Annotated in this window: 18 protein-coding genes; all 18 read left to right on the top strand. The window is 31.8% G+C overall.

Annotation, left to right across the window (positions count from 1 at the left end; all coding sequences use genetic code 11):
- The first annotated feature begins 10 nt into the window (after nt 1–10).
- The 18 genes from J2Z35_RS05900 to J2Z35_RS05820 all read left to right on the top strand — a co-directional run bounded on the left by J2Z35_RS05900 (nt 11) and on the right by J2Z35_RS05820 (nt 12,058).
- A complete protein-coding gene (locus J2Z35_RS05900) occupies nt 11–400 on the top strand; it encodes a hypothetical protein (RefSeq protein WP_209660460.1) in 390 nt (129 codons plus the stop codon).
- A 210-nt stretch (nt 401–610) separates the two neighbouring features.
- Nucleotides 611–2,398, top strand: coding sequence for a phage tail tape measure protein (locus tag J2Z35_RS05895; protein ID WP_209660454.1), 1,788 nt, complete (start codon nt 611–613; stop codon nt 2,396–2,398).
- Nucleotides 2,399–2,410: 12 nt separating this feature from the next.
- Nucleotides 2,411–2,833 carry a phage portal protein gene (locus J2Z35_RS05890; RefSeq protein WP_209660452.1) on the top strand — a complete coding sequence of 141 codons (423 nt, stop codon included), beginning with the start codon at nt 2,411–2,413 and terminating at the stop codon, nt 2,831–2,833.
- Nucleotide 2,834: 1 nt separating this feature from the next.
- Complete coding sequence (locus J2Z35_RS05885; protein WP_209660450.1) at nt 2,835–3,830, top strand: XkdQ/YqbQ family protein; 996 nt, start codon at nt 2,835–2,837, stop codon at nt 3,828–3,830.
- A gap of 1 nt (nt 3,831) precedes the next feature.
- Nucleotides 3,832–4,104, top strand: a complete 273-nt coding sequence (locus J2Z35_RS05880; protein ID WP_209660448.1) for a hypothetical protein — start codon at nt 3,832–3,834, stop codon at nt 4,102–4,104.
- 11 nt (nt 4,105–4,115) lie between these two features.
- Nucleotides 4,116–4,565 (top strand): DUF2634 domain-containing protein, encoded by a 450-nt coding sequence (locus tag J2Z35_RS05875; protein WP_209660447.1) that lies wholly within the window; start codon nt 4,116–4,118, stop codon nt 4,563–4,565.
- Nucleotides 4,562–5,662 (top strand): baseplate J/gp47 family protein, encoded by a 1,101-nt coding sequence (locus J2Z35_RS05870; RefSeq protein ID WP_330623399.1) that lies wholly within the window; start codon nt 4,562–4,564, stop codon nt 5,660–5,662. Before J2Z35_RS05875 ends, J2Z35_RS05870 begins: the two co-directional genes overlap by 4 nt.
- Before the next feature lie 10 nt (nt 5,663–5,672).
- On the top strand, nt 5,673–6,221 hold the full coding sequence (locus tag J2Z35_RS05865) for a putative phage tail protein (RefSeq protein ID WP_209660445.1): 549 nt from the start codon (nt 5,673–5,675) through the stop codon (nt 6,219–6,221).
- A gap of 12 nt (nt 6,222–6,233) precedes the next feature.
- Nucleotides 6,234–6,752, top strand: coding sequence for a hypothetical protein (locus tag J2Z35_RS05860; protein ID WP_209660444.1), 519 nt, complete (start codon nt 6,234–6,236; stop codon nt 6,750–6,752).
- A 16-nt stretch (nt 6,753–6,768) separates the two neighbouring features.
- Nucleotides 6,769–7,062 carry a hypothetical protein gene (locus J2Z35_RS05855; RefSeq protein ID WP_209660442.1) on the top strand — a complete coding sequence of 98 codons (294 nt, stop codon included), beginning with the start codon at nt 6,769–6,771 and terminating at the stop codon, nt 7,060–7,062.
- Between the two features lies 1 nt (nt 7,063).
- Nucleotides 7,064–7,201, top strand: coding sequence for a hypothetical protein (locus J2Z35_RS05850; protein ID WP_209660440.1), 138 nt, complete (start codon nt 7,064–7,066; stop codon nt 7,199–7,201).
- Nucleotide 7,202: 1 nt separating this feature from the next.
- Nucleotides 7,203–7,337, top strand: a complete 135-nt coding sequence (locus tag J2Z35_RS14780) for a hypothetical protein (RefSeq protein ID WP_281063624.1) — start codon at nt 7,203–7,205, stop codon at nt 7,335–7,337.
- Nucleotides 7,338–7,511: 174 nt separating this feature from the next.
- Nucleotides 7,512–8,054, top strand: a complete 543-nt coding sequence (locus tag J2Z35_RS05845; RefSeq protein ID WP_209660438.1) for a hypothetical protein — start codon at nt 7,512–7,514, stop codon at nt 8,052–8,054.
- A gap of 340 nt (nt 8,055–8,394) precedes the next feature.
- Nucleotides 8,395–8,742: a hypothetical protein gene (locus J2Z35_RS05840; RefSeq protein WP_209660436.1), complete on the top strand. Its 348-nt coding sequence runs from the start codon at nt 8,395–8,397 to the stop codon at nt 8,740–8,742.
- Nucleotides 8,743–8,890: 148 nt separating this feature from the next.
- Nucleotides 8,891–9,940 carry a nucleoid-associated protein gene (locus J2Z35_RS05835; protein WP_209660433.1) on the top strand — a complete coding sequence of 350 codons (1,050 nt, stop codon included), beginning with the start codon at nt 8,891–8,893 and terminating at the stop codon, nt 9,938–9,940.
- 39 nt (nt 9,941–9,979) lie between these two features.
- On the top strand, nt 9,980–11,500 hold the full coding sequence (locus tag J2Z35_RS05830; RefSeq protein WP_209660431.1) for a hypothetical protein: 1,521 nt from the start codon (nt 9,980–9,982) through the stop codon (nt 11,498–11,500).
- A gap of 88 nt (nt 11,501–11,588) precedes the next feature.
- The gene (locus tag J2Z35_RS14775; RefSeq protein ID WP_209660543.1) at nt 11,589–11,762 is read left to right on the top strand and encodes a tyrosine-type recombinase/integrase; all 174 of its coding nucleotides are present in this window, start codon (nt 11,589–11,591) and stop codon (nt 11,760–11,762) included.
- A gap of 41 nt (nt 11,763–11,803) precedes the next feature.
- Nucleotides 11,804–12,058, top strand: coding sequence for a hemolysin XhlA family protein (locus tag J2Z35_RS05820; protein WP_245330782.1), 255 nt, complete (start codon nt 11,804–11,806; stop codon nt 12,056–12,058).
- Nucleotides 12,059–12,237: the final 179 nt, after the last annotated feature.

Genomic DNA, 12,237 nt, shown 5'->3' with positions numbered 1-12,237 from the left:
GGGTGCAAGTATGGAAAAGAAAAATAAGAAATTGACATTAAATGATTTTATAGCAAAAGCAAAACAGAAAGAGCAAGGAAAGTTTAAAGCTAAAGCAGTATATGTAGAAAGCCTAGAAGGTGAAATAATAATGCAAAAGATATCTGCAAGCTATATTGTAGATGCTATGGATTCAATAACAAGTGATGATTCTATGCGTAACACTATAAGTATTTATAAAGAGCTTTTATATAACAGTGTACCGCTTTTAAAAGAAAAGGAGCTCCAAGAGCAGTTTGATCTTGTAGAGCCTTTCGACATTGTGGAAGAAATGTTTGATCTTGGGGAAATATTAGAGCTTGGAAATGAAGTGCTTAAAATGCATGGACTAGAAGATTTGGAATCTAATGTAAAAAACTAATTGAGGAAGATTTAAGGTTTCAAATTGCAGCCTTTTATCTTCCAAGAGGCCATAAATTAGATGATTTTTTAAATCTTAGTTTTTCAGAACAGCTTTTTTACAAAATAAGCATGGAAAAGCATTTAGAGAGCGAACAAAAAAAGCTTAATCAATTGTTTGGAGAGGGGTAATAAACCCTTCTCTTTATTTTGCCTAGAAAGTAGGTGAATCATGGCGAAGGCGATTAATACAGTCTTAAATCTTAAAGATAGATTTACTCAGCCTTTAAAAAAGACTACAGACAATACAAAGAAATTTACAAAGCAAACTAAGTTAGCAACTAGTCAATTGAAAAAAATGAGCAGTACTGCAAAAAGTTCTTTTAGTAGTATGGCAAAAGGTGTAATAGGTTTAGGCGCTGCATATTTAGGATTTAACTCCATGAAAAGCTTTTTTACTGAAAGTGTAGCAGGGGCAAAAGCGCAAATTGAAGCAGAAACAAAACTAAGCTCAGTATTAAAGAATACAAAAGGCATGACAGATGCTCACATAGAAGGTCTTAAAAAATATGCAAGCGCACAACAAAACATAGGGGTTATAGGAGACGAAGTCACTATATCTGGTATGCAGCAATTAGGAACTTTTCAGATGCAGGCCAAAACAATTGAAACACTTACTCCAGGTATGCTAGACCTATTAGCTCAGACAAAAGGATTAAATGCAACTCAACAAGATGCAGTACAGATAGGTAATTTATTTGGCAAAGTTATGAATGGTCAAGTTGGAGCATTATCTAGGGTAGGTATAAACTTTACTAAAGCACAAGAAAAGATTTTGAAATTTGGTACAGAAGAAGAAAAAGCAGCTACACTAGCCGAAGTTTTAAAAATGAATGTAGGCGGTGTAAATGATGCAATGGCTCAGACAGATCAAGGAAAAATTCAGCAAATGACAAATAGCTGGGGAGATTACAAGGAAGAAGTAGGAAAAAAAGTTCTCCCTATTATGGCAAATGTTGCAAACTGGTTTTTTACTAAAATTCCTAAAATACAAACTTTAACTTTAGGTTTAATTGATACAGTTGTAAAAGTATCTGCAGCTATACAAAGCAATATAATCCCTGTACTCAATTATGTAAGCGGCAATCTGCTCCCTAAGGTAAGGGCTTCATGGCTACAAATGCAAGGTCCAATCAATGAAATAATCCAAAAGGTTTTACCTGCATTAAATCAAATGTTTATTGAAACAAAAGCTTTTGCACTTGAAGCAGTAAAAGGAATTGTTGATATGTTTAATTTTATAAAAAATAACTGGGCTACTATAAAACCTTTTGTTATTGGGGTTGGTATAGCTTGGGGAGTTTATAAAACTTATCTACTAGCAACGCAGGCAGCAACTTTAGCTTTAGCAGCAAAGACAAAAATACTTAACATGGTAATGGCTGCTAATCCTATGGGATTAATAGTAACATCCATAGGCCTTTTAATAGGTGCTGGAATACTACTTTATCAAAATTGGGATAAGATAAGCGCAAAGGCATCCGAGTTATGGGAAAGTGTAAAACTGGCCTTTTCTCCTATACCTGCTTTTTTTAGTGGGATATGGGAAACCTCAAAAGCTAGTTTTAAAGGCTTTATAAATTATGTAATATCTGGAATCAATAAAATGATTGATGGAATGAATAGCCTTAAATTTGATGTACCTAAATGGGTGCCAGGAATTGGCGGTCAAAAGTTTGGTATAAGTATTCCTAAAATACCAGCTTATGCAAGCGGTACAAGCTATGCAAAAGGCGGACTAGCACAGATCCACGAAAAAGGCGGAGAAATAAGGCAGCTAAGCTCTGGAGAAACAATCATTCCAGCGGACAAGAGCGAAAAGATTATTAATAATACAAGTAATACCGATTCTGGTGTTGTAGTTAATATATATGGCAATGTTTATGGGGTTGACGATCTTGTAAATATTGTAGGAAATGCAATGGCTAAAAGAATTAAATTAGCAAAAGCCAATATGTAGAAGGGGGTATCTATGGATATTGTAGTAAGTGCAAATAACAATCAAGAAATTCTAGTGTTTCCAGTTGTGCCCCCCGATACTGGGACCATAGAAAAACCTGCAAAAAATGAGGTATTTGAGAGTATAAATCAAGGGGAGTTAAATCTTATAGGTACTCTAGGACTCAAAAATTTATTTATAGAATCTTCTTTTCCGAATAAAGAATATCCCTGGATTAAAGCAGGGTCTATTGCTAATGGCTGGGCTTATGTGGATTTCTTTGATAGGTGGAGAGCTGCAAGAGTACCTATAAGGATTGTAATTACTACAAAAGACGGACAAGAGCGGCTTAATATGCCTTGTACTGTTGAAAACTTTACACATTATTTGGATAAGGCTGGAGATATAAAATACAGTTTAGAGCTTAAAGAATATGTGTTTGTGAAGGTGACTTAATATGCTTATAGACGATTACAGCGTATTTTTAATAAGAGACTCTAAAACTTACAATATAGCAGCTCTATGCGGAGATTTAAGCTGGAGAGACAGTATAGATACTCTAGGGATGGAGTTTAATTTTTCTACTGGCTATACAGATGCAAGGTTTTTTCCTAAACTTGTTGTGCGGCTTGGGGATCTTATTGTTTTAAGTAACAATGGAGCAGAAGTATTTAGAGGCATTGTCACAGATGAAAACATAGACGGAAGATTTAAACGCAGTTTTACCGCCTTTGATTTTGCCTTTTATTTGAATAAATCAAGAACTATTATACAGTTTAATAAAATTAGGGCAGATAAGGCTATAAAAGAGCTATGCGGAAAATTTAATATACCTGTAGGCAATATAACTGCAATACCTACTTTGATATCTAAAATATACAAGGATGCTACTATAGCAGACATTATAGAAGATATATTAGAGCAGGCAACGAAAGAACAAGGTGTAAAATACCGCAAAGAAATGCGAATAGGAAAGTTTTATATAGAAAAATATAGTGATTTAATAGTTAAAGGACTTTTTAAACCTGCAAGCAATATACAGGCCTTTGATGTTACTAAGGCTATAGGCAGTATAAACAGGACAAGAAGCATTGCAGACATGAAAAATAGTATCCTTATTGTCTCTGGAGAAGAAAAAAGCACTAGAGTAGCAGCTAAGGCAGAGGATGCAGCAAGCATTAAAAAATATGGCCTTTTGCAAGATATAGAAAGTGTGGACAGTAAAAACATAGCACAGGTAAGAAACATTGCTAAAAATAAACTGGCAGAGCTTAATAAGATTGCAGAGGATACAAGTATAGAGCTACTAGGAGCAGACAGCGTAAGAGCTGGGCGGATATTAGAGATTACAGAGCCTATAACTGGCCTAAGCGGTAAATATCTAGTAAAAGAATGTACTCACACATATAGCAATAGAATACACAAAATGAACCTCAGTATAGAGGGGGCTTGATATGAGCTGGGATATAGAAATGGCAAAAATGATTAAAGAAGAAAGCAAGGCAGGAGCAGGAAATTTTAACACTGGGGCAATTATTGGGGTTGTAGTTTCTAGTTCTCCTGCTCAAATTTCTATACTTGATGGTGCCGCAATGCTCCAGCAAGAAAACTTATATTTAGCAAACGGATCTACTACTTTTAATTTTCAAGTAGGCCATGAAGTACTTTTGATACAAGGCGAAGATCCACAAACTTTTTTTATAGTAAATAGAGCAATTAAACTTTAAGGGGGCATGACATGGATATATTTCCAGTTTCAGATATAAACCTTATATTGCAAGAACAGACAGAAGAAGCAGCCCCAAGCGTTGGTAAGGTTTATAAATTTGATTTTGAAAATGGCAGGTATTTGCTCCAGGATGGAAAGCTTATTAAAACTACTAAAATAGAGGCTATACAGCAATTTGTAAAATGGACTCTAAAAACTTTAATTAGAAAATATAAAATATATGATGAAGATTATGGAATGGATTACAGCTTTATAGGATATAAAAACATTCCTATAGGTTTTGTAAATTCTGAACTAAAAAGGCAGATTGAAGAACAGCTTGAAGCCTATCCGCTTATTAATAAGGTTATAAATTACAGCGGAATAAGAGAAGGAAGCAAGCTTATTATTTCATTTACGCTTATTACAACAGAAAATGAAAGCATTGTTTTTAATGAAAGCGTGGTGATTGCAGCGTGAGTTTTGAGTACAAAACAAAAGAGCAGTTAAGACAAGATATGCTTGATAATATCTCAAATGACTATGAAAAAAGCAAAGGGAATCTAACATATGATATCCCAGCCGCTGCAGCTATAGTATTAAATAAAATATACGACGAGTTGCAAAAGCTGAATGATAAAGTAGATGTTGATAAGCTAAATGGTACAGAGCTTACAAAGTATGTAAGACAGCGTAAAGGTATCAAAAGAAAAGAAGCTACAAAAGCTAAAGCAGTTTTGGATATTGTAGGTAATGCAACTATAAATATAGGCGATTTATTTGAAACTCAAGCAGGAACTCAGTTTTATGCTACTGAAATTGTGATAATTGAAGGTGCTGGAACTGTAAATGTTGAAGCTGTTATTCCAGGGACAAATGGAAATGTAGGAGCAAATACTATTACTTTAATGCCTGTTACTCTACAAGGTGTAGTTTCGCTTACTAATACACAAGCTAGTTATGATGGTTTTGCAGAAGAAAGCGATGAATCACTAAGAGAAAGATACTATGAAGCAATACAAAGACCAGCCACATCTGGAAATATATATCACTATATGGGATGGGCTAAAGAAGTAGCAGGAGTAGGAGATGCTAAAATTTTATCTTTATGGAATGGAGATAATACAGTAAAGATAGTTATTATAAATTCCGATAAGCAACCAGCTTCATCAACTTTGGTTGATACGGTTCAAGAATATATAGATCCTAAAGGAGAATATATAGAAGCGGAAGATAGATGGACTCTTTGGGGTACTGGCTCTGGCCAAGCACCAATAGGAGCATACTGCACTATATCAAGCGCTACTGGATTAAATATAAATGTTACAGCCGATGTACAAGAAGAAGAAGGATATACTCTTGAAGAGGTTAAAACTAATATAGAGAATAGCATATATGGTTATTTGAAAGAGATTGCATTTAAGCAGAACTATGTAAGCTATGCTCTTATAGGTAGTGCAATAATCAATACAGAAGGTGTAGCAGACTATCAGAATTTGCTTATAAATGGTGTTGCTACAAATATATCTATAGGTGTAGAACAAGTGGCAATATTAGGCACTGTAACTATAACTTAAGGGGGCTAACATGGATAATCAAAAGATTATAACTCTTATGCACCATTTAGTGAGAAATGACCCTTACACTAAAGATATTACAGATGCTATAGATATAAAAATTAATGAAATAAATGATGTAGCTCAAGACTTATATAATCAGTTTTGGTTTAACACTATGACTTGGGGAGCTGATGTTCTAGCAAATTTCTTAGGCATTAAGTTTAAGACAAATACTCCAATTGAAGAAAAAAGGAGCATTGTAGAAGCTAGATGGAAAAACAGTAGTAAGGCTGATTTATATTTGTTACAAGCAATAGCCGAAAGCTGGCAAAATGGAGAAACGGAAGTAACTTTTGTAAATGCAAAGATAATAATAAAATTCATAAGTGAGTATGGAATTCCAGCAAATTTAGATAATTTTAAAGCAGAAATAGAAAAGGCAAAGCCTGCACATTTACCATATGAATTTATTTTTGCTTTTATGACTTGGGACCAGTTTGACACTTACAATAAAACTTGGGATATGTGGGATACTCTGAACCTAACATGGGATGAGTTTGAAGCATATAAAGAATAGAGAGGTGATATAATGCCAAGTTTATTAAAAACAGCTTTTTTACAACTTAATAAGTGGGCAGGGAACGAGTATCCCAAGCGTGAAGATTTCGTGTCTGATAATGAAAAAATAGATGCATTTGCCGATGATATTAGTTCGCAAATGGCACAGATTGAGTTAGATTTCAATCTTCACAAAATACAAACCGTTACGCATGTTGCTAGTTTTACTAGAGATGTTTCAATAGCAGGTTTACAAGTAATTAATATCCCGTTTAAAGCTAAAAGTATAGCATCTATAGGAGCTATAGCCGGAACTAAAGCATTTAGCGAAGGTTTTTGGGCTGAAAATAACGCATCTAGAGCACTGTATATCGCTCCGGACGGGAATCAATATTCTGATTCGGCTTTGGTGGTTATTTCCCCTAGTTCTGGCAACTTTGCTACTGTATATATAAATTCGGTTACTGAAAACGAAATAATTTTGGATTGGCAAAAGTCAGGTACACCAGCAGGCACAGCCACTGTTCATCTGCTTATTCAAAGCCATTAGAATTGGGGGGATTAATATGCGATATTGCGTAGTTAAAAACACTACAAAAGTAATAGATGGTTCTGAAAACTCTATTGAAATAATGCTACAAAATGCACAAAATGCAGGATTTGCTGAAACAGAAGTCGAGATATTAACAGAAGAAGAATATCAAGAAAGATTAGCAAATGAGCCTAAGCCACCACCACAGCCGACAAGCGAACAACAATTGACTATGGAAATGACAATGGCTATGGCACAAATGCAAATGGATAATATGATGGCAATAGCAGAATTAACTAATCTAATAATGGCAATGGGAGGAATGTAATATGTTTAATGAAAATTCAATGGTCGTTAAAACTTGGTTTGATTTAGTAAAGATGAAAATCTACAAAAGAGAAGAAGTTCCAGCACTTTTTAATCTCAGAGATGTTGTTTATTCAATTTTAGACAGGGAGGGAGTGTAATATGTTTAATAGAAATTCTATAATAGTAAAAACTTGGGTGTCACTTGTGATGATGGGAATATACAAGGATACAGAAGTACCGAGATTGTTTAATTTAAGAGATGTAGTTCAAGAAATATTTGCAGAGATTGTTTAGGAGGGAGCTATGGAAAAATGGGAGAGAAAGTATTTTATTAAGTTGGTGATAGTTCCGTTTTCAATAGTCTTAGTCGGTTTTGTTTTTGCTAATTTGAAATATCCTCTATTTTAAAGGAATTTTACAATAAATGTCGAAATCTTTCTTATGTACAAAATAGGGAGGATTATTTTTATGGAGTTAGAATCAATCGACAATCAGATTAATAGTTTAAAAGACACTATAACATTAATTGACGGCACAGTAAAATTTCATTTAACTATACAATGGATGGTATTAGCATTTGTTATCGCAGCATCTGGATGGGCTTTATATTTAATGGCTAAAGATTGGTTTGAAAAAGGTTTAGATAGAAGAGTTGAACAACTTAAAACCGAATTGATTGATGAAATTACAAATTATAGTGTAATTAATTTGTTAAGAACCATTAGTTTGTCTGGTGTTCAAACAATATCGAGCAAGAAAAAGCCTAATTTGGTAATTATTAACGCTTACTTTAGTGATTATGATAAAACTTACGGATGTGAGTTTGTAAAAAATTCTTTTATATGGAGCAAGAACGAGATTAGTAGAGACCCTATTAAAATTTTGTGTCCGAATAAATCTACTGTAGAATTGAGATTTAAAAATATCTCACAAAATGGGTTCGAGTTAGAATGGAAAACATATGGCGAAGCTCCTGATGTAACGGTAGCTTTAGAAATTATCGTTATGTAAAATTTAAATTTTTAAATCAAAAGACATGTTAAGTGTCTTTTTTGTTGCTCAATAGTTTAAAATTGTGAAATAAGAATAAGTGTGGAATCCGGTGAATTAGATATATTTGATTAATACTATAAAATAGAGATACTAATGAATAGTTAGAAAGAACATTAATATGTTATAGAAAACCGCCTAAATTAAATTAGACGGTTTTTCTATTATAGCGATAATTTTAGCAAAACAGATTTTAAGCAGATTTAATGATACATATTTGCTATAATAGAAATAAAAAGGAGGGGTTATTATCATTTATAATGCACAAAAGGGAGAGATAGATTCATTTATAATTGAAATCATGCCGCAGGGAGGAGACTCTCTTCAATTTTGGAGCGATTTAAAAAAATGCTATTCAAAGAAAAATATTGTAAAAATGAAGTACAGAATAAGCTGGATTCCCATGAAATATACGGAGACTGAATCATACTTGATTAACGATATAACAATATATAAAAAAGACAATGATAAATTTGATTTTTTATTAAGGTTAGAAAAAGAAAGTGATAATTCTATTATGGAGTTTAATTTTGAGGATATAGGATTAAAGGATTTTAAATGGGCAGATGAAAAAGATAATTTTTCTAAATACTATGTTGATGTACCAGAGAAACATCAATATTCTTTTATATTTATGAAAGAGAATTGATTATATATTAAAGTTAAACCAAAAGAGTCGTTAAGACTCTTTTTTCATTTATTCTTGCAATTCTATCATTTACCAATACCCCTGTAGATTAAATATAAGCCTTAAGTTATAATAATAACATGTCATGGAAAAATAACGGGGGGTAAAAATGCAAATTATTAGCAAATCGATACATGTAATAAATTATAATGAAGAATTGGTTTCTTCGAGAGTAATTCCGGATTCATTTGATGCTTATGTTATGCAATTAATAAGGCATATAAATAGTAATACTTTTGTTAGAAATTATAAAGCTAGGTCTCAAGCCACACAAATTATTATAAATGCAAAAGAAATATATAGAAAAGTTATAGGTGAAGATTCTGAGATAGAACATTCTATAATACAAGGTTATTTTGATGATAACGCTGATAGATTGATGAGAAAAGAAATTGAAGCTCAACGCAAAATAGCTCGGCTAAATAGGAATATTCAAAAGGGCAGCTTATTACAAAGTCTGATTTATAATAGTGAAACAGAGGAGTATGTTTTTTTGTTAGCAAAAGTAGAACATGGCGGTTTTGTAGATGAGACAGATTTTAATTTTAAAACCGGGTTTTCTTCAGATAAAAAGGATATATGGAAATCTTGTCTTTTATATTTTGATGATGTTACAGAATTAAATATAAATAACGCTAAGGTATATTCTAATACAGTTGCAAAATATTGGAGTAATGATTTTTTAGAATTAGATGAAATGATTACAGATGAGACAAATACTTTACAAGCTTTTAAAGCAATTGATGAGACTTTAGCGAGAAACGTTAAAAAAGTTGCTCCTAAAGATTATATGGTTATAAGACACAGTGTTATAGCATATTTTAAGGGAAATGAACACTTAGACTATAATTCAATGGTAGAGGGAATATTAGGGACATATCAACCCACAGATTTATCTAATGATGAATTATTGAACTTGAAAGATAAGCTTACTGCTTTACCGGAAAAAAGAAAGTTTGATTCTCAATTTAACTCAGTACCATCTGTTATCGACCCGAAAGTTAAAAAAATATATAAAGTTAATAACGGAATAGAAATTAAAATAACAGATTCAATTGAAGATATTGAACATGCGATTAAATCAGTTGAAGATCAAGATGGTAATAGATATTTAAAGATAAAAACAAATAATGACGAAACGTTTGATTTTTTTAAATAATAAAATGTAATTTAAATAATATAGAAAGGGGGAATAGCTATGAATCTTATCAATGAATTCAAAATGCTTTTTCAGACGGAGGATTTAAGCATATCTGAAAGAGTTAAAGTCCTTGAGTTGAAAGTGTCTATTGATAAGGGAAGTATTCCCGATTTTTCAGATATTATCAATTTGGGGAAAAATATTGCCGATAGGGATAAGTGTATAATTGAATTTAATACAATAATTGAAGACCATTTGAGGCTTGTTTTAAAAGAGCCTGATGAAAGTGAATATGAGAGTTTTATAGATGATTTAAAGGATTATGAAGATAGTGTTTTAGTTATACTCACAATTGAAAAAACAATAATGGAAAATAGTTTTTCTATTTATTGTTTCAAAGAATTTACAAAAGACCTTTTGAACAAAAGTATAGTAGATATAATGAGTTTGTTTGGACTTCTATTAAATAGAGCAGAATATTTAGTATTTGAAATTTATGACTCGGATATTTTTTTTTCCACACAAACAATGTTCTTTGTTAATAGAAGTAGTCATAATATTACCCTTAAGGAAATCAACAGGTCAGAAAGAATAAGTGAATGCAAAGATATTTCTTACTTTTATAATAATTCAAATTTGAATTTGCTTCCTGAAGATTTTAAAATAGTTACCAGTTATGATAACAATCCATACGAAGAAATATTTGATAAATTGGTCAGTATATTGAGTTTAGTGTACATCTCAACATTAGCTACAATTGAAGATGATGTTTTGAAAGTACAAATATCTGGACAAAGAAACGTAGATTTTTCATATGAATTGAATAGGGTTATGATACATAACCCTATTCTTTTCAAAATTTATAGTTGGATATATAACGGCGGAAACTTGATTGACAAAGCACTTATTGCGAGAAATATTCTAAGCCTTCATTGCAAATATACAAACTTAATAAATACTGATGAAAAGACTTATGCAACAATACAATCAAACTTTAATCTGTATTTAAAGGATAATGTAAACCAATATTTGGATTTAAAAAATAAAGTTTCAGAATACATTTGTTCAGTTACTACACAAGTAGGTGATAATGTTTTGTCTTTATTCAATAATTTTAAAACAAATTTGCTTACTTTAATTACGTTCTTATTCTCAGTGATAATTATTAATATAGTTTCTGATAATCCATTAGATAATATATTTACTAGAGATATAATATTAATTCTTGAATTGATTTTGTTGGGTTCGATTATCTATTTATTGATTTCAATTAGTGAGAATAAATATAGGCTCAAAAAAATAAAATCCGGATACCAGGTTTTAAAGGACAGTTATAATGAAATACTGTCTAATCAAGATTTAGAAGATATTTTTAAAGAGGATAAGGCAATAAAAAATGCAATTAAAGAAGTTGAAGATGGTACAAAAAAATATATGATTTTATGGGTAGGGTTTATATTGCTTTCGTTGAGTTTACTGGAATTTATCAGTTCTGAACCACCAATTTCAAATTTTATAAAGGATATATTTAAAAATATAATATCTTTAAGAAACCTATTAGTTCAGTATTATTGGTGATATAAATGTTGGCACATATTTAAAGATTGACTGAAGGTTCAGCACAATTAGAGATTAAAAGACTTGGAAAAGCAACAAACTTAATAGAATAGCGCATTCACACCTTTTAAGGCATACTTTTGCTACACTTGCACTTAATTCAGGCATGGATATAACAGTAATACAATCAATTCTAGGACATGAATCAGTGGCAACGACACAGATATATGCGACTATGAACAAGGAACATATCAAATCAGAATATAGAAAACTTATATCATAAGGGCCTACGGGCTCTTTTTTATTACCAAATAGGAGGATTATATGGTGGAAGAGAGACTTTGTTTAGAGCGACACAACTCAATAAACGACAAATTAAAGGTTCATGAAAGAAGAATTAATGATCATTCGAAGAGGATAGACATCATAGAGCAAAACAATTCCAGAATGGATGAAAAATTAGCTGGTCTAATTACTCAGCTGGGAACATTAAACGCAACTCTTAGGTGGTTTATGGGTCTACTTGTTGGAAGTTTTGTAACCTTTTTCTTCTATGCAGCGCAAAAGGGGTTGCTTTAAAAAATGGATGAAAGAATAGCACTTCTTGAAGCAGAACTTAGAAAAGCTAGAAAAGAAGAAAAAAGCAAGAAAAGAGAGAAAATGTTGTAACTGGTAAAATAAAATGGAGAGATTTCGGCAAATAAAAATGGAGAAAAAATACTCATAAAGTCTTTGAATCTTGTTAGAATACTTAAAGT

The sequence above is a fragment of the Acetoanaerobium pronyense genome (genome assembly GCF_017874355.1).
In the GTDB taxonomy this organism is placed as follows: Bacteria; Bacillota; Clostridia; order Peptostreptococcales; family Filifactoraceae; genus Acetoanaerobium; species Acetoanaerobium pronyense.
Note: the sequence above shows the minus strand (reverse complement) of the source record. Positions and strands in the feature narration are given on the sequence as shown.